The sequence below is a fragment of the Bacillus sp. AFS088145 genome (genome assembly GCF_002564465.1).
Taxonomy (GTDB): Bacteria; Bacillota; Bacilli; order Bacillales; family Bacillaceae_G; genus Gottfriedia.
In genome coordinates, this window is sequence record NZ_NUUX01000055.1 from 1 (window position 1) to 18427 (window position 18427).

Here is an 18427-nt window from a genome sequence, read left to right on the forward strand (position 1 = left end):
ACTAAACTGCCATTTTGTTGCATAAGAAAATCACCAATCTGCTTTAAGAGAGCCTATAAATAATAAAAAACCACAGAATTCATAAATTCGTGGTTTTCCCTAATAATAAGTTTTTATCTTTTTATTAATCTTGAAAGTCATTTTTTTCATTACTTTTTAAAAACACTTTCATAAAAAAAGGTTTATTAAGAACTAAAAATATAAAATACACTGTAAATAAGATAAAAAATACAACAAACAGAATAATTAGTACGATTGCTAAACTACTTTTAGCAAAACTTGTTTCGATTCTTAAATAAGGATATAAGATAAATGGTAGATGACTTATTCCATACCCAAAAAATGCGAAGAAATATTGCAATAATACTAATATAAACGCTAAACCATATCTTTTTCTTTTTATAACAAAATAAATTGCTATACAAAAGCAAATCAAAGAGATAAGAAAGAATTCCCATACATTATGCATTCGATCAAAATGAACTTTATTATGTAATTTCATTGATAAAAATACGATGATACTCGAAATAATAGTTGGCAATGACCAGACTAGTACATACTTTCTTAATTTAATTTCGGACTCCGAATCATTGATTAGTTTTGCAGAATAAATTAAAAACATTGCACTAATAAATAATACTGAACATACAGCCAAAAGCATAACGGATAGAGAATAAGAATTCGTAATTAATTTAAATGGATAAAATCGTATATCTGTTCCATTCTCGATAATAAATCCACCTTCAGATATTGTTAAAACAGTAGATAATGTAACAGGTATTAATAGACTTGTCGCACCATACAAAATTAAAAAGAACTTACTCCTATTTCCTCCATATTGCTGAAAAGTATAAAACGATCCCCTAATTGCTAAAAAAATCATTGCTACACTACCAGGAACTAATAGGGGAACACCATAATAATATGCTACCCTTGGGAATATACCAACTACACCTACAAAGAAGAAAATGAAAAATAATGTAGCAAGTTCCCAAATAGATGAAAGATGTCGATTTATTAAGCCAATTAATTTTGGTTCTTCTTTAGTTGTAATCGCATAAAACGCATAAAAACCTGCACCAAAATCAATTGAAGCAATAATCATGTAGGCATATAAAAACAACCATAAGATAAAGATTGCGATTGTTTGAATCTCCAAACTTTTTTCCTCCTACAGAATAATTCCTTAAACTAAAGATTAGTTTACTTTAATTATACCTATAAAATACACTTTCTACTAGTTTCAAGATAAAGATTACAGAAATACAAAAAGAGACTTAAAAAAAGTCTCCCCTCAAGATTGTTGAATCTAAAAATTATTCTACTTTTGCCGCTTCATCTAATACTCGATTAACACGCTTTTCTAACATTGGCATTCCGCCTTCTCCAGCTTGGAAGTGGCGTAATACACCTGTTTTATCAAATACATAATATGAAGGTACATATTTATTTTCAAATGCATCTGTAATTGTATGTTGGTTATCAACTAAAATTGTTTGTGTAATTCCGTGTTCTTGTGCGACTTCTTTAATTTTCTCAATATCTAAATCATCTTCAGATCTTGGCATATGAACACTTACTACATTTAATCGATCTTTATATTCATCTCTAAAAGCATTAATGTTTGGCATTGCTACTTTACATAAATGGCAACTAACAGACCAAAAATGAATTAATGTTGGTTTGTCACCGATTAGGTTTTCTTTTTGAATTTCTCCATTTAATACTGTTGTTGCCCCATCTAATTCAGGCATTGGTGAGCGAAGTCTCATTTTATAGTCCTCCTACTTGTTTCATTAGCTTTAAAGTGAGCTTTGTTCTACTTTAGTGTTTGTAATGTTACAGGCGTTAAACCAAACGCCTTCCACTTTTCGTTTTGTCTAGTTACAGGCGTTAGACCCTCGAGGTCATAAGTCAATGACCGATAAAAGTAAAAACCAACTTTTCTCGGTCATTGCCTTATGCTTGTCGGGTCTTTAGCAAACGCCTTCCACTTTTCGTTATTGTGTTTAAAAAGGCCTAACTATAAGTTAGACCTTTGACATTAATTCTTAATTACTTTGAATTATAGAGTTGCTTGACCTGGTTTCCAGTTAGCTGGGCAAAGTCCACCAGTTTGTAAAGCTTGAAGTACACGTAAAACTTCATCAACTTCACGACCGATGTTGTTGTGGTGTACTACTTGGTACATTAATTCACCCTCTGGGCTGATGATGAATAATCCACGTAATGCAATACCTTCTTCTTCAATTAATACGCCATAGTCACGAGAAATAGCGTGGTTTGTATCTGCACCTAATGCATATTTTAATTGTCCTAAGCCATTATCTTTACGATCAGTGTTGATCCATGCTAAGTGAGTGTGAATTGTATCTGTAGAAACACCTACAACTTCTGCATCAAGATCTTCAAACTCGTCGTAACGATCAGAGATTGCTATGATTTCAGTTGGACAAACAAAAGTGAAGTCCATTGGATAGAAGTATAATACTGTCCATTTATCGTTTTTCATGTTTTCTTCTAAGCTTACTTTACCAAATTCTTTATTTGCTAAAACTGCTTCCATTTCAAAGCGTGGTGCTTGTTTTCCTACTAAACGTTCTGCCATCGTTATTACCTCCAATATTTATGTAACTATTTATCATACAAGTGATATTATAGTAAACTACTTATTTAAAGTCAATATTAATTTATAATTATTATTAACTAGAAATCATTTTCATTGTGATTGTTTCATAAAGTCCGAAATAAATCGAATCATTAAAGGAATCACTTTTTCATCTGGGTTTAATTTTTGGTTATGGAGTCCGAATTCAGAATTTACGCCAATCCAAAACATTAGGCCTGGAATTTCTTTTGTCATATAACCAAAATCTTCACCTGTCATTGCAACATTGCAACGGGCGGCCTTAATACCATCATATTGTTTCGCAAAATTAAAGAATTCATTCGTCAACGATTCATCGTTTATTACTCCATAGTAATTACTTCCAAAATCTACTTCTATTTTACACTGAAAACTCTCTTGAAATCCATTCACAAGACTCTCAATTCTATTTTTTAATTTCAGCATCGCTTCCTCACTTAATGCTCGCATCGTACCTTCTATTCGAACATGATCTGCAATAACATTTTGAACTGTACCACCAGTTATCTTTCCAATCGTAATGACAGCACTGTCTAACGGATTAACATTTCTTGATATAACCGATTGTACTTGAGTGATAAAATGACTTGATGCAACGATCATATCATTCGTTAAATGAGGGAAAGCTGCATGGCCGCTTAAGCCATGAAAATCAATAAAAAGCTCCGATGTATGAGCAAATAACATACCAGGTTTCGTTGCAATTGTACCAACAGGATATTCAGGAGCTATATGTAAACCATAAATTACATCCGGTTTAAATAGTTTAAATTCTTCACTTTTAAGTAAAGGTTCCGCTCCCCCAGGACCTTCTTCTGCAGGTTGAAAAATAAATACGACATCGTCATTTATTGGCTCATTAACAAGGTTAGTTAGAACACCAAGTGCAATACTCATATGTACATCATGACCACAGGCATGCATATTACCTTCATGAATCGATGAAAACTCTAATCCTGTGTTTTCTTTCATTGGTAATCCATCGATGTCTGTACGGTAACCAATCGTTCTAGTAGATTTTAACCCTTTTACTCGAACGAAAATACCCGTTCTCCATGTATCAATTATCATTCTTTCTTGATCTAAACTAGATAAATAATCTAGTAAATACGCTTGTGTTTTGAATTCTTGAAATCCAAGTTCAGGGATTAAATGTAAATCCCGTCTAATTTTAATAAATGAATCCATTTTAACTCCTCCAAAAAAAGCGTAGAAATATAAATTCTACGCTTCAGACTGCTCACCAAACGAGCGCTTTCTTCGTTGATTCGTCTGCCTGCGGTGCTCATTACCGTCTAAAGTAACTCCACTCCTTATCAGGCTTCGCGCCTCAAAAGACAATCGCTTGTAATCAGTTCTGAAATTTTATTTTAGTATAATGTCTATAAAGTAAGCGTAGAAAAATAAATTCTACGCTTACTTCTTGTTATTATTGATTTAGTTGTCTTAAAGCCTGAATAATTTCAGTTTTTGAAATTGTTTTATCATCGATATCTTTGATTTTTCTAGCAGGAACACCTGCAACCACAGTGAAAGGAGCAACGTCTTCAGTAACAATTGCACCTGCAGCTACTACTGCGCCTTCACCTACTTTAATACCTTCTAAAACTACTGCATTAGCACCAATTAGTACATTATCTTCAAGAATAACTGGATTTGCTGATGGTGGCTCGATTACGCCAGCTAAAACAGCGCCAGCACCAACGTGACAGTTTTTACCTGTTGTAGCACGTCCACCAAGTACCGCGTTCATATCGATCATTGTACCTTCTCCAATTACAGCACCGATGTTAATTACAGCACCCATCATAATAACTGCATTGTCACCAATCGTAACTTGATCACGAATAAAAGCACCTGGCTCGATACGAGCTTTAATACCTTTAGCATCTAAAAGTGGAATCGCTGAATTACGACGATCTGATTCTACTACATAATCTTCTATGTATTCTTTTTGCTCTTCAAGGATTACTTTAACATCATCCCACTCACCAAATAAAACGCCAGAATTTTGAGAAATAAATGATTGAACTGATTCAGAAATAGTAAGCTTGTCTAATTGACCTTTAACATAAACCTTTACAGGTGTTTTTTTTGTGCTATTTGCAATAAATGCAATAATTTCATTTGCGTCCATTAATTTCATAATGAATTGCCCCCTTTATTATTATCAATAAGAATACTCTATCAAATCTAGTAAGTAACTAGCAACATTTTGTCGTTTAATCTTTATTTTTTTTTCGAATTGATTCTATAAATCCTTTTACTTGTTTTAATTTCATCGCATCTCGATTATAAAGTAAGTATGTATCGCGATATAACCCTGATTGTTCTTTTGTAATTAAAGGTGTTTTAATAATATTTTCATCACTAACATCATGTAATACAGAGGAAGGTAAGATCGCAAAGCCTAGACCATTTAATACAAATTGCTTACATGTTTCAATTTGATCGACTACAATTTCATGTTTTGGTAATGAATTAAAATGCTCATACCACCATGACTGGATCAGCTGATAATAATTTGAATTACTTTTAAACTGAATAAATGGTCTTTGTATCGTTTTATATTCCTCAAGACTATGTTTTTTTGTATCAACTAATAATAATTCATCCGAAAAAAGTAATTCCTTCTCCCCAAACCAATTTTGGTTTCCTCGTACTATTGCTAGATGAACTTCATTTTCATATAAGCGATTTGTTATTTCACTACTCCAACCGGTAAAAAGTGAAACTTGTACTTCTGGATAGCTTGATACATATTTTTTTAAAACTGGTGGTAACCAGTATTGCGCAACAACAGATGAAACGGCAATCTTTAAAGTACCTGAAATATCGGATTTTAAAATTTGTAACTGCTCTAACATTGTTTGATACGTTTCTTCCATCTTTTTCGCGTAGTTTAATATGATTTCACCAGAGGCTGTAATAATCAATCCTTTTTGAGAACGAATAAACAATTCACTACCAATCTGCTTCTCTAAATTTTGTAGCCTTTGACTTAAAGCTGGTTGAGAAACAAACAACCTCTCAGCTGCCTTCCTCATATTCTTCTCTTCAGACAAAGTAATTATTAAACGTATATCATCAATTTGCACATAATCCCCCCTTGCCTTTAAACTTAATTGGATCAGACTCTTCAACACTAAAAAAGTAAGTCAATTTGATGATGACTTACTTTTTTATCGTTAATGCTTATTATATCTTCTTACATTTTTATTCAATTGTTTTAAAATCGCTCTACGAGTTAATATACCTTCAAACGTATTATTAGCATCAACCACACATACAAAAGGATGATCAACTACAGATTCAAGCCCTTTAGCAAGTGTATCTGTCGTTTTTAATAATGGGATTTCAGTTCCCATTACCTCTTCAACTTTCATATTACTTAAGCGTTCAAATTCAATTCTTTCTAATCCAAGTATTCCATCTAATATCATAGATGTACTAATTAAACCTAGCAACTGAAACTTTGGATTTAACACTGGAATTGAAGAATATCCAGATTTTGTAAGTACTAATAATGCATGTTCCAAACTATTACCAATTTGTACATGAGCTACTTTTTCACTTGAAATAATGACTTCCTCTACTTTATGTTCAAAAAATTGTGAACCATCAATACTAATCAAAAACATCGTCCCCCAATAGAAAAGCAAAAGTATTTAAAAATGGTAGAAATTGAAATTATCTATTCATAAATAAACATCAAATAAATACACATACAACTTTGCTAATCATCTGTATAGAAAAAATTCTATACATCATTTTATTCGATTAAGGACTATGTCCCCATCCCTATATTATCAGATTTGTAACCCCTTTCCAATTTAACTTTTCTTAAAAATTTACTTATTTAACTATAACTATTCAAAAAACAAAAAAACGTTTAGATAAATAATTTATTATCTAAACGTTCATCTATATTTGTCTTCATAGCCCTAAATCCCTTAATTTTTGATAAAAATGTAATAATCTTTCGTATTGATCCTCGCCTGCATCCATTAAACCATTTTCTATATCAGTTATCTGTGATGAAATGAGTTCAATTGCATAATTTTGTTTCATCACTGTGTCGACCAATAAAGACAATTCATCTTCTGTGAAATTTTGTTCACTTAGCATCCATCATCCCTCCTAATCCTCATTTTAATCAATGTTTATTTAGTTTAAACTTCTTATTTTGTAAATTTATTTGCATAACTAAATGCTGTATAAGAATCAGGTTTAATCTTAGGAATGATGCCCATTGCACTTACTTTAGATGTCATTTCTTGTATAAATTCTTTCGTTAGTCCCATCGTACCAATATCTAGATGAATTTCAAAACTAAAATTATTCGAATTAGCATTTTCATGAAGAGGACTAAATATTTTTTCTAAATGAAAAGGTGATAATAAAAAAGCTATTTCCTGACTATACATCGTTTCTAGAAATATTTTCTCTTTTAAATTTCGGATTTTCTTGTGATGCCAACAAGTATGTAAACATCCCCAAGCTCCATTACCTACTCTATGCAAGTGAAGTGCTGTAATAAACTTAGTTCCATTACTATGAACCTGAGAATCTGTTCCAATGGAAAGTCGATATTGTTTATTAGGATCACTTTTTACAAAGTGATATAGCCGATCAACTACTTGATCAAAACTCATATTTCTTTCACTTACATTGTAAAATCGATACTGATCTTTATTCACGTATATGACCTCCCTTTTCATAACAATACATAATAATGTATTCATTAAGAATTGGGATTAGCACGCCCTTACTATTTTGTAATAAAATATTAAAAAAAAAAGAAAAAACAAGCTAAGCTTGTTTTTTCTTTTCTTATGAAATAATTTCGTATATTTCAATTGCTACCATATCGATATTATCGAATGGGAATGTTTGTGGTTTTTCACCTTGTTGAAATACTTCTAATTCAAAAGTTTCATTTTTCTCAGAATACTTTACGCTACACTTTCTTTCACCGTTAACTTCAAAATATCTTTGAGCAACCTCACCGTTCGTAGCTTGTTGTTTTAAACTTTCTAAGCGTTCTAAAATTCCTAATAATAAAGACATATTAGAACTCCTTTCTACCATGTGTCATTCCCTAAATATAGGTTTTACTTTCTTACAATTTCTATCCAAAAAACTTCTGATAGATTTCAGCTATGTAAGTGTCCATTAATAAGAATACTTGTATTTCAAGATAAATTCAAGAAAAATAGTCGTTTCAACTAAAAAACAAATTTCTTTATATCCTATATTTTTCTATGTCATAATAGTTTTATACAATTGCTTTAAGAAAAAATAAAAAAGGATGTCGTTTTATGAAGATCGAATTATTCACACAAGATGGATGCCCTCCTTGTGAATTTTTGAAAAATTATTTAAAAGAAATAAATGCTTCTTATGTTGAATATAACGTATCACAAGATGAAAGTGCAAAAAGAAGAATGATGTTTGAGTTAGATTCATACTCAACACCTACTTTAATAATTGATGATGAGGTAATTAGAGGCGTTCAGATGGAGCAAATTGAAGCCGCATTACAAAAACGTTAATCTATTATCAATTTTCTCCCTTTTCAAATTAAAAATACCTAAATGAACATTCATTTAGGTGTTTTTTTTCAATCTATACTACATTTGTTTTTAAGATTGTTTCAAGGACTTGTCCCAAAATAGTTTATCATTACCCAACTCCGATAAAATGAAAAACAAAAAACATGACGGACGATGCAAAAAGAACTTTCGAAATAAGTCCTCTCAAATAAAATCCTCCTCGGGCTAAACTTTTACTAATCGTATCATTATTATATTGAAATTTACTACACGAATCGTTCTTATCTTTTTTACATTAGTTGACAGAGAAAAACACTACTTTTAATTAAAATAGGCTTTTATATATGTATTCGTCGATTTTTGATTAAGATCAACTAAAACTCTATGCTCCAAATCAAAATTTTTTCTGGGTAATTTCTCCCTTTATCTAGATCAAATTTAATGTTAAAGTTAGATAATTTGTGACAACTTTCCATTTTTTTAAAATTTTTTGAACGTTTAGGGAGTGTTATGATGGAGTATCGTGGTTCAACGGTTTACAATCAAGATGATTTTTTTTCAGAATACATTCGACGAAAGAATAGAGAAGATAGTCCTAACAATGCAATCGAAGGACCAATCATCAATGAACTAATTGGGAATGTTCATCGAAAAAACATATTAGATTTAGGTTGTGGTGACGCATCCTTCGGTAATGAACTTCTACTACTAGGAGCTAAAACCTATACAGGTATCGAGGGATCAGAGCACATGATTAAAGCAGCATTGACCAATTTAAAGGATACAGTAGGTACAGTCCATCATACTTCAATCGAGGATTATCATTTTCCTACGAATTCATTTGAACTTGTCACTTCTAGATTTGCACTACACTATATTTCAAACATTGAGCTAGTATTTCAAAAAATATTTAACAGCTTAAAAGAAAACGGCCATTTTATTTTTAGTGTTCAACATCCATTAACTACTGCCTCCTTTTTAAGCAAACTCTCAGGCGATCGACGCGAAAATTGGATTGTAGACGATTACTTTCGAACTGGTGAAAGAAAAGAACCATGGATGAATAAAGTAGTAGTCAAATACCATCGAACAATTGAACAATATTTTAATCTTTTAAGAAAAACTGGATTCATGATTGATCAATTACAGGAAGGTACTCCAAAACAAATACATTTTAAAAGCGAAGAAGAGTTTTTGAGAAGACAAAGAATACCAATCGTACTTGTCTTTTCTTGTTTTAAATAAAATTATTAATTGTTGGAAATGCGGGAAGGCTCAGGGTCTTCCACTCCAATAAAAAGCGAGCATTCTAAAAGTAAAATCATGACATTATTTATTTAATTACAATTTTTTTTAACTGCAAAAAAATGACTGCCTTTTTCAAAACGACAGTCATTTTCTGATTAAATCTTATAGAGAGTCATTAAAAAAGTAACTCATTATGTTTAAATAAAAAATCATAACTTAAATCAATATATAAATAGCTTCCATTATTCATTGGATAAGAAAACGTTCGAATCTTTTCACCGGTTTCAATATCTCTGTACATATCTGATAATTGACCCTGATCATTTGATTGCATTTTCAAAACGGTTTCTAAAAAATACGGCCTCCAGCTCCAGTTTCTACCTTTATACTTTTCTTGCAGCTCCCACTGATCACCACTAATTTTAAACAAGTTAGCTGATTGCTGAAAACCATCCTCATCACAAATATACATCCTAAAACAAAAGGAATTTAATTCACTTGATATATTCATTAAAAATGAATTTAAATCCGCTCCTAATTTAAATTTATTAATTGTCGATTCGACTTTTTGTTGTATTAAATTAGTCATATCTCTAAGCGCAATTAATTTGTTCTTTTCGCCTCGAATATATTTTAAGATATCATTCTTTAGTGGCTCACATTCATGATTTAACTGACTAATTGATGGTTGTGGTGTAAACAAGTATGCACCTTGATAGAATCTTCCACCATTCTTCCATGCATTTCTTAATTGAATTGAATCGATTATTCCATCGTAATACATCGATGCCCCTACTTTTCTTGCTACATAAATTACGGAATTTAATAAATCTTGAAATGATGATGTATGAAGTTGTTGAACCATTTTAAAATCGATTTTAATGATATCAGGAGACAAAAACCGAAGTTTTTCTAAGTTAATTAACTTCTCATTTACGCTATTAATCGCAAATTTAATACCATAAGTTTGATAATATGTAATTAAATTTTTTAGTTCTTTCTCAAAACCATAAAAAAGTTGATGTTGAAGAATAATGACAATTTTATTTAGTTGTATCCCCTTTTCTTCATATGATTGGAAAATCGATAAAAGATTTTCTGGGTCATCTGAAAGAAGCGCTGAAGGGTGACGATTAATAAAAATACCACCATCGAATTTAGATTGTACAACTTCATCGAGAGCTTGAATTAATATATGATTGTCAACCTCTAATAAGTAGTCATCTGGCACCAAATCATTTGCAAAGAAGAATTCAAGGCTGTGTAAATTTTCAAGTTTTAGTCTACCAACAACCTCTACTCCTACACAATTTTGTGTATCGGCTCCATATATTGGTTGAAAATATGGTACGACTTTATCTAAGTTACTTATTACGTCTAAAGGATCCATTTTGAACCTCCTTCTAGAATGGGTATTGATGTAAGGACTGTCCTCCATCCATTGTAAAACAAGAACCATTAATATAACCAGCCTCATTTGAAAATAAATACGCACAAAGTCCCGCTAATTCTTCTGGAGTACCTAATCTGCCTAGTGGTACACTTTGTATTGTGCGGTTATCTAACTCCTCAGAAAGCCATAGTTTAGCCGCTTCACCTGTACGCTCAATAGGTCCAGGAGCAATCGCATTGACTCTAATTCCATATTTCCTACCCCACTCAACTGCTAAAGTTCTTGTCATAGCAAGAACACCAGCTTTAGCTGATGCAGAATGAATGACTCCAGGACCCGCATCCCAAGCATATGTAGCAATTATATTTGTAATCGCACCTTTAATTTTATGTTGTATCATATACCGTCCTACTTCTGAACTACAATAAAAGGTGCCATTTAAAACTATATTTATAACCGTATTCCAACCGTTTACAGACAAATCCTCTGCAGCACAAATAAAATTACCAGCCGCATTATTTACTAAGAAGTCTATCCTTCCAAATGTTTGATCAACTTCATTTACCATATTTTTAATTAATTCAGGGTCCCGAACATCCATAGCTATAGGTAATACTTGACCATCAAATTGTTCAATTTCTTCTTTTACATTATTTAATTTTTCTAAATCTCTTCCGGCAATGACCACTTTTGCACCATCCTTTGCAAAACGCATAGCCATTGCTTTTCCCATACCACTAGAGCCACCAGTAACGATCACAACCTTATCCTTCACTCGTTTCACTCCCTTTGTTTCTTTAGTTTAACAACATTTGGTTATTTTGAGAATATTTTTAACAATTAAACTATTTAATATAGTATGCAGTATTTATTTCTTTAAAAAGGTCGGGGGACAATTGAAAATAAAACTTACTTCATTTTTTTTACTATTAATTTGTACAATCTATTATTCAGTCTATGTTGAGCCAACATCAATTCGAACTAAGCATTTAACATTTTCAGACAATCGGTTAAATTCGAATACTACTATTAAATTAATACAAATCTCTGATACTCACTTTAATAATAAAAAAGATATAGAGCGATTTAAAAAGGTTGTAAAAAATTTAAACCAAATTAAGCCTGATTTTATTCTATTTACTGGGGATTTGGTTAGTGATATACGAAAGTTTTCTTACAAGAATGAAGTTATTCGGCTTTTAAAAGAACTTAATCCAAAAATAGGAAAGCTTGCAATATACGGTAACCATGATCATGGAGGTTATTTTACTGAACAATACGAAGAGCTGTTAACCGAAAGCAATTTTATATTATTAAAAAACGAAGAAAAAACTTATTACGTTCAAAAACAAAAAGTTTCATTTATCGGTCTCGATGATTATATGCTAGGAAACAAACAATATAATGACATTTTAGAACGAATTCAAAAAAATAGTTATACAGTTGTTCTAGCACATGAACCTGACATTGCTGATTTGACGAAAAACTATCCGATAAACCTTCAGCTCTCTGGCCATAGCCATGGCGGACAAATCTATTTACCTTTTTATAAATCCTTTATAATGCCTCCATATGCAAAGAAATACAACCGAGGTGTTTATACCCTATCAAGTAAATATAATAGTCATTTAGTCGTTTCAAATGGAATTGGAACAACTAAACTACCAATTCGCCTATTTACACCACCTGAAATAGTATCAATTAAAATTACAGGTCAAATCAAAAAGTAAAAATGATTAAGAATTAAAATTCCTCACATTTCTCACCCATACTAGGTTGTTTACCTATTTTTATGGGTACTTGCTCAATTATTTTAGTACACCATACACTAACATTAAAGACAAGAGAGGAGGTTAAATAAATGAATTATCAATATCACCCTAATATAAATCATTATTATAGAGAAGATCATGCTCCATCCTACTACTTTGATCATAACGAACAACGCTTTCTTCCTTTTTTCCCATTTTTGCCAATAATAGGAGGATTAGCGGGATTAGCAGGCGGATTCGCGTTAGGTGCACTTGCGTTTAGACCACCATATTATCCGCCATACGGACCATATCCACCATATCCTCCGTACGGTGGTGGTTTTGGTGGTGGTTTTGGTGGTGGTTTTGGTGGTGGGTACCCTGGATACCAACAACCTTACCCACCTGTAAATCCTGGTGCTTTTTTACCTAGTAATGCGGGATTAAATTCTCCAGGTAATATAGGACCCTATCCATACTAATTAAATAAAAAAGCTAGTCGCATTAATGAATATTATTTCGATTAGCTTTTTATTATATAACCACTTCTCCAGATTTGATTTGAAAAAATTTAAACTAAAGATATAATATACTCATATCTATTATTTTTCGGAGGTAACCAAAAAGCATGAAATCGAAAGAACCTAGCCTGAATAAACTAAATTTTACAAATGAAGAAATTTTTCAGGCAATATTTGTTGTAAATAAACATGCTAAAACAGCACTTGAACCAAGTGAACTATATTCACTAAAAAGACAAGCTATATTAAAGCTTATTGATAAAGGAATTGCTAAAAAAGTTGGATTGCATTTTTCAAATAATCCCAAGTCAAGTAAACAACAATCTGATGTGTTGATAGCTTGTGGAGATTTTTTCTTTCATATACCACCTTTAAAAGAAGACTTTAAACTTCTCCCGCATTTAGGAATATTAGAAAATACTCATCGTAACCCAAAAGTATCCATGTCATTAAGCTATGCCAAAAAAATACTTCATCATTTCTTAGGTATTCAAAACGTTAAATCTGAAAACCATTTCAAAAACGGATTTAACAACGGATCTAACTACCGAAGAAATACCCCAGGGCAATTTTTAAGAGCTTCTTCATTTCTAAATAACTCTACATTTACTTTTCCGAGTGAACCAATTCGTAAAAATAAAGGTAAGCAAGAGAAATAAGTTGAAACAATTCTTACTAAAATAACATTAATATAGATTAAATGGGAAGATTTAAAGACCTTTTAAATTAAAGGGTTTTCAATCCTTCCCTTTTTTTATTTGAATGTACGGAAAATCATTATTTCCCTCTCATATTTTAGTAGATTTGTCTCACCTATTACTTGAGACAAGCATACTTTATGAATAGGGGGTGATTGATATGTTCGGTAATAATAACTTACAAGATATTATTCGTTATGTTGCTGGGTTCTTATTTGCACTTCAATTGTTACTAAATTCTTTTGGGTTTAAATTCCTAAATAATGAACAAATTGATGCTGTAATTAATATAATTTCATTCCTTTTTATTTTATACTTCGGTGCTAAGCATAATTATTTAGGTAAAAAAGGACAAGCTCAAAAGGCGGTACTTCAAGAAGCAGGATTAGAAAAAACAAATAAACAGACAAATTCGGATCAATAGATTACTTTATGTCTACTTTTTGATAGATTAGATTACAAATTTAAAGATTTGGTTTGAGAGTGATTACACATTGAGTCACTCTCTATTTTTTAGTCGAATTTATGCTACTTTTTAAGTAATATTTTCTATTTTTCACTATTTTTCTTCATATATTGATTTTAATTTCAGTAATCATATGGACTTTGTTATACATTGTAGAATTTTTTTAAGTAGATTAGGTAGGAAAAATTTAACTTTGTATTGAATGTTCTAAAAACACATATTTTTCAGGAGGATATCAAATGTCAGTAATTTTTACAAGTAAAGACATTTCAAAGAAATTAAAAATAGGTAAATCTCGTGTAAGAGAGATTAGTAAGGAACTAGAAAAGAAAGAATATCATTTTACAAAGAACCAAGATACTAGGATCTATAATCAAAACGATTTCGAATTATTTCAAATGATAATTAAAGAGTACCAAAAGAATGAAAATCTTTTACAATCAGTTGAATATGCATTAAATAACCAGTCAGTTCAAAGTCAATCTGAAGCTCATGTAATCGAAACAACTTCAATTGAGAATGAAATTACCGAAAAAAATACTGAAATCGTTACAAATAACACCCCGAATATTCCTCTAGAAAATAACATACATAAAAATTTTGACAAGAAGAATGAAATGGAATTAATCGAAATAAAAAAGAAGGATATTGTTGAAGAAGCAGATTCCAAATTTGAAACAATTGATTCGGAATTAATCCATCATTCACTTTTACAAGAAGAAGCTTCTGTATCCCAATTAGAACCAATCGAAGTAGTAGAGAACAGTCAAATAACTTCACAAGATACAAAGCATTTAGAAGAATCACTTTCACAACTAGAAACAATTGATGAATGCGGAATGGAGCATTCTTTTTCACAAGATAATGAGACGTTTGCAGACTCCGTATCACAATTAGAAATACTTGAAGAATTCGTAATAGAACATCCTTTACGAAAAGAAGAGCATGTTGTAGTATCTGATGCTTTATCAAAACAAACAGATCCAAATTCTGAGGATGAAGTAGTCCAAGAATATCGTTTTGAAGAAATGACTGTTGAACAAGTACTTGAGGAAAATAAAAAACTACCTGATGAAGTAGTTCTTTCAAAGTTAAATGGATCAAACGTAGTAACGGAACCGATCGTTTCGAAAGAGAATGTTACTACTTTTGTACCGACAAATTCTAATCAAATTATGTTTGAAGAGTTTATGTCCCAAATTACGAATCTAGCATATCAAAATGAACAAATCCTAACTCAAAATCAAACATTAATCAAACAGAACTTGGAGAAGGATCAAAAGTTAGAAAAAATATTATATTCAGTTGAAGAAAAAAGTGAAGAGCTTCAAGGTTTAGCAACAGTAATTGAAGAAAAAGATGAAAAATTAGAGCAAATGTTTGAAGAAATTAAATCAAAAGAATCTGGTCGAGATGCCCAATTAATGAGGATGATTAGAGAATTACAGGAAACAAAGAAGATGGTAGCTGCTTCAAAGGAAAGAGACTGGAAAAATGCAATAAAATCACTCTTTTTTAAACCTAAGTCAGTAAAATAATTTGCTTATTATTTAGCACTTTTACTATATTATGAATTTAAAGATTTTTAGTTTGAAAAGAGAAGGGAATTTTCCCTTCTCTTCTTTCATTATACCTCTTCACTCTGTTCTTGATGATAAGCTGGTAAGACAATATGTACTTCAGTCCCTTTGCCTTCTTCACTTAAATACTCAATCGTTCCCTTATGAGCTTCGATAATACTAAAAGTAACCATTAATCCTAGACCTGTTCCTTTTTCTTTTAAAGAATAAAAAGGTTGTCCTAAACGGTCCAATTGTGCTTTCGACATACCTACTCCATTATCTTTAACAACAATTCGTATGAACTCTCGATCTCTTTCTTTCTCAATATTTGCTTCAATTTTAATATAGCCTTTCGTGTCCTTTATAGCTTCAACACCATTTTTTAGAACATTAATGATTGCCTGTTTAAGCTTAGCTCGATCTCCGACAGTATACATATCCTCATTTACATTTACTTGTAAGAAAGCCCCCTGCAGTGAGGCGTAACTTGACATTAATGTTGTTACTTCATTCAATTGTTCTGTCATATTGATTATTTTCTTTTCTTCAATTTGAGGTCTAGCTAAGTTTAAATAATCCGAAATAATATTTTCAGCTCGATCTAGTTCAGCTAATACAAGTTTCATATATTCTCGATTCGTTCCACTTTCTTGATTCTCAATCAACTGAATGAAACCCCTTACAACCGTTAATGGATTTCTAACTTCATGAGCTACACTCGCCGCAAGTTCACTCACCATATTTAATTTCTCTGATTTCTGCATTTGAACACGAATTTCAGCATTTTCAAATAAAAACTCTCTTAAATAAACATGAAACAGCATTGTAATTGTTAATATAGTAAAAAATATGCACGCCGAAAAAATTGTTTGATCTGATTGGTACTCTTTTATACCATTTACCGTTGCTTCATAATAAAGCAAACAGACCATACTGAACGAAAATAAAATCGGCATTAATATACTTAAAGCAAATTTCTTTCGTTTAGAAAAACTAACCCAATGTGGTGAAACAATAAATGGTAAGACACACGAAATCACTTCAAACGGAAAAGATTTCAAGGATGCTAAACCATATAGCAAATACACAAAAACTGCTTTCGTTAAAATAATAATCGTTCCGATCAATCTTCCACCATATAAAATAGATGAATAGATTAATAATATACTAAAAGTAATAGCCATGCTTTCACTAATGTGAATTGGGTAAAGCAAGCAAATAAAAATATTAAAAAAAGTTAGCAATCCAACTAATATTCTATTTTGTTTCGGGCTTGTATTGTGGTATCTACTAAGCCAGAACATTTCGTATAAAAAGACCGGAATGATTATGATTGCAAATTGAATTAATAAATCTTTTAATTGCAGCATTAAAGTTTCCTCCACCCCTTCTTTCAACAAATTATAACATAGTTATTTAAACTTCTAATTATTAATACAAAAAATTCGAAAAAAACATTTCTACATAGAACGTCACATTATTACAAAGTATTCTAAAATATAAGAAAAGTCGTCAAGCTTAAGTGCTTAACGACTTAAAACCAACCTTTTCTTTTAAAAAATATGTACATAAGGATCGTAACAAATCCCATTAAAATTAAAATAAATAAGTATCCATATTTCCATGTTAATTCTGGCATATAATGGAAATTCATTCCATATAAACCTACGATAAACGTTAGTGGTAAAAAGAAAGATGATATGATTGTTAATGTTTTCATAATATTATTCATTTTTTCTGAGCTTAATGAAAAATAGCTTTCTCGAATATCGGAAGCTAAATCTCGATTCGTCTCAATCATATCCGAAAGCTTCATTAAATGATCGTGTATATCTTCAAAATAAATTCGATGTTCAGATATATCTTTAAATCGATTCGAATTAAGGATTCGATATAATAAATCACGAGTTGGTAAAATCGTCCTTCTTAATTTCGATAAATCAGATTTAATATCATATAATCTTTCTACAGCATTATTTACTTGTTTCTTTAATGGATCAATTTCTAGGTCTGATAGTTCATCCTCCAAACGATAAATTAGTGGAAAATAACTATCAACAAGCTCATCAATAATTCGATGTGTTAAATGAAGTGGACTTTTTGAAGCTCGACGATCTGACATTATATTATCTAAAACTAGTTGTACTGTCGGACTTTTATGGATATGAAATGTGATAACATAATGATCACTTACAAAAATATCTAGTTCCGTCTCCTCTAAGTCTTTTTTATTTAATTCGTGCAATATTAAAAAATGATATCCTTCATAGTAGTCAAGTTTAGGTCGTTGTACATATTCCAAACAATCTTCAATCGCTAAAGGATGAAAATTAAATTCGGTTGATAAAAGTTGAATCTCATCTTCGGTCGGTTCATCAATATCTACCCAATACCATAAGTAATTAGTTGATTTTGCATCTGCAATTGTTATATTACGATCGATTTCTTTATTTTTAGTTATTCCTATTACTTGTAACAAGTTTTTACTCACCTTCTTTAGGCAATCAAATTATTTCACTACTAAATACTTTTTTTATTATATGGTAAAATGAAGAAAATTTCATTGAATAGTTCGATTAAAAAGTT

At 31.0% G+C, this 18427-nt stretch carries 20 protein-coding genes and 1 pseudogene; 7 read left to right on the forward strand and 14 right to left on the reverse strand.

The annotated features are described in order from the left end of the window. Positions 1 to 124 precede the first annotated feature (124 nt). The 10 genes from COI44_RS23125 to COI44_RS23170 all read right to left on the reverse strand — a co-directional run bounded on the left by COI44_RS23125 (position 125) and on the right by COI44_RS23170 (position 7717). Entirely contained in the window at positions 125 to 1159 is a 1035-nt protein-coding gene (locus COI44_RS23125; RefSeq protein ID WP_098429990.1) for a cytochrome d ubiquinol oxidase subunit II, read from the reverse strand. 157 nt (positions 1160 to 1316) lie between these two features. Further along, complete coding sequence (locus tag COI44_RS23130) at positions 1317 to 1772, reverse strand: TlpA family protein disulfide reductase (protein ID WP_098429991.1); 456 nt, start codon at positions 1770 to 1772, stop codon at positions 1317 to 1319. Between the two features lie 293 nt (positions 1773 to 2065). Continuing rightward, positions 2066 to 2608, reverse strand: coding sequence for a peroxiredoxin (locus COI44_RS23135; RefSeq protein ID WP_098231953.1), 543 nt, complete (start codon positions 2606 to 2608; stop codon positions 2066 to 2068). A 111-nt stretch (positions 2609 to 2719) separates the two neighbouring features. Further along, a complete protein-coding gene (locus COI44_RS23140) occupies positions 2720 to 3835 on the reverse strand; it encodes an N-acetyldiaminopimelate deacetylase (RefSeq protein WP_098429992.1) in 1116 nt (371 codons plus the stop codon). 241 nt (positions 3836 to 4076) lie between these two features. Then, complete coding sequence (gene dapD, locus COI44_RS23145; protein ID WP_098429993.1) at positions 4077 to 4793, reverse strand: 2,3,4,5-tetrahydropyridine-2,6-dicarboxylate N-acetyltransferase; 717 nt, start codon at positions 4791 to 4793, stop codon at positions 4077 to 4079. A 76-nt stretch (positions 4794 to 4869) separates the two neighbouring features. Further along, positions 4870 to 5745 carry a transcriptional regulator CcpC gene (locus tag COI44_RS23150; protein ID WP_142329302.1) on the reverse strand — a complete coding sequence of 292 codons (876 nt, stop codon included), beginning with the start codon at positions 5743 to 5745 and terminating at the stop codon, positions 4870 to 4872. 90 nt (positions 5746 to 5835) lie between these two features. Continuing rightward, positions 5836 to 6282, reverse strand: a complete 447-nt coding sequence (gene cbpB, locus COI44_RS23155; protein ID WP_069035530.1) for a cyclic-di-AMP-binding protein CbpB — start codon at positions 6280 to 6282, stop codon at positions 5836 to 5838. A 301-nt stretch (positions 6283 to 6583) separates the two neighbouring features. Continuing rightward, positions 6584 to 6775 (reverse strand): antirepressor AbbA, encoded by a 192-nt coding sequence (abbA, locus tag COI44_RS23160; protein WP_098429994.1) that lies wholly within the window; start codon positions 6773 to 6775, stop codon positions 6584 to 6586. 53 nt (positions 6776 to 6828) lie between these two features. Then, complete coding sequence (locus COI44_RS23165; RefSeq protein ID WP_483295501.1) at positions 6829 to 7302, reverse strand: ribonuclease H-like YkuK family protein; 474 nt, start codon at positions 7300 to 7302, stop codon at positions 6829 to 6831. A 178-nt stretch (positions 7303 to 7480) separates the two neighbouring features. Continuing rightward, complete coding sequence (locus COI44_RS23170; RefSeq protein ID WP_056474223.1) at positions 7481 to 7717, reverse strand: YkuJ family protein; 237 nt, start codon at positions 7715 to 7717, stop codon at positions 7481 to 7483. A 251-nt stretch (positions 7718 to 7968) separates the two neighbouring features. Here COI44_RS23170 and COI44_RS23175 point away from each other — a divergent pair, with 251 nt between their 5' ends. Next, positions 7969 to 8202, forward strand: a complete 234-nt coding sequence (locus COI44_RS23175) for a glutaredoxin domain-containing protein (protein ID WP_098429995.1) — start codon at positions 7969 to 7971, stop codon at positions 8200 to 8202. Between the two features lie 513 nt (positions 8203 to 8715). Then, complete coding sequence (locus COI44_RS23180; protein WP_098429996.1) at positions 8716 to 9447, forward strand: class I SAM-dependent methyltransferase; 732 nt, start codon at positions 8716 to 8718, stop codon at positions 9445 to 9447. A 178-nt stretch (positions 9448 to 9625) separates the two neighbouring features. Here COI44_RS23180 and COI44_RS23185 read toward each other — a convergent pair whose 3' ends face one another. Continuing rightward, positions 9626 to 10840 carry an EAL-associated domain-containing protein gene (locus tag COI44_RS23185; RefSeq protein ID WP_179887239.1) on the reverse strand — a complete coding sequence of 405 codons (1215 nt, stop codon included), beginning with the start codon at positions 10838 to 10840 and terminating at the stop codon, positions 9626 to 9628. Positions 10841 to 10853: 13 nt separating this feature from the next. Further along, complete coding sequence (fadH, locus tag COI44_RS23190; RefSeq protein ID WP_098429998.1) at positions 10854 to 11618, reverse strand: 2,4-dienoyl-CoA reductase; 765 nt, start codon at positions 11616 to 11618, stop codon at positions 10854 to 10856. Positions 11619 to 11739: 121 nt separating this feature from the next. Between fadH and COI44_RS23195 the strand changes: the two genes are divergently transcribed. The 5 genes and pseudogenes from COI44_RS23195 (at position 11740) to COI44_RS23215 (ending at position 15817) form a co-directional block, all read left to right on the forward strand. After that, the gene (locus COI44_RS23195) at positions 11740 to 12573 is read left to right on the forward strand and encodes a metallophosphoesterase (protein WP_179887241.1); all 834 of its coding nucleotides are present in this window, start codon (positions 11740 to 11742) and stop codon (positions 12571 to 12573) included. Positions 12574 to 12704: 131 nt separating this feature from the next. Then, positions 12705 to 12932 (forward strand): annotated as a pseudogene (locus COI44_RS24995) (hypothetical protein); the annotation flags it as partial. A gap of 290 nt (positions 12933 to 13222) precedes the next feature. Further along, positions 13223 to 13774, forward strand: coding sequence for a YkyB family protein (locus COI44_RS23205; protein ID WP_098430000.1), 552 nt, complete (start codon positions 13223 to 13225; stop codon positions 13772 to 13774). 199 nt (positions 13775 to 13973) lie between these two features. Further along, the gene (locus tag COI44_RS23210; RefSeq protein WP_088013908.1) at positions 13974 to 14237 is read left to right on the forward strand and encodes a phage holin; all 264 of its coding nucleotides are present in this window, start codon (positions 13974 to 13976) and stop codon (positions 14235 to 14237) included. A 281-nt stretch (positions 14238 to 14518) separates the two neighbouring features. Further along, positions 14519 to 15817, forward strand: coding sequence for a DUF3967 domain-containing protein (locus COI44_RS23215; protein ID WP_098430001.1), 1299 nt, complete (start codon positions 14519 to 14521; stop codon positions 15815 to 15817). 89 nt (positions 15818 to 15906) lie between these two features. Here the strand turns inward: COI44_RS23215 and COI44_RS23220 are convergent, their stop codons facing one another. Further along, positions 15907 to 17211 carry a sensor histidine kinase gene (locus COI44_RS23220; protein ID WP_098430002.1) on the reverse strand — a complete coding sequence of 435 codons (1305 nt, stop codon included), beginning with the start codon at positions 17209 to 17211 and terminating at the stop codon, positions 15907 to 15909. 164 nt (positions 17212 to 17375) lie between these two features. Beyond that, positions 17376 to 18320: a magnesium/cobalt transporter CorA gene (gene corA / locus COI44_RS23225; protein WP_098430003.1), complete on the reverse strand. Its 945-nt coding sequence runs from the start codon at positions 18318 to 18320 to the stop codon at positions 17376 to 17378. Between the last annotated feature and the right edge of the window lie 107 nt (positions 18321 to 18427).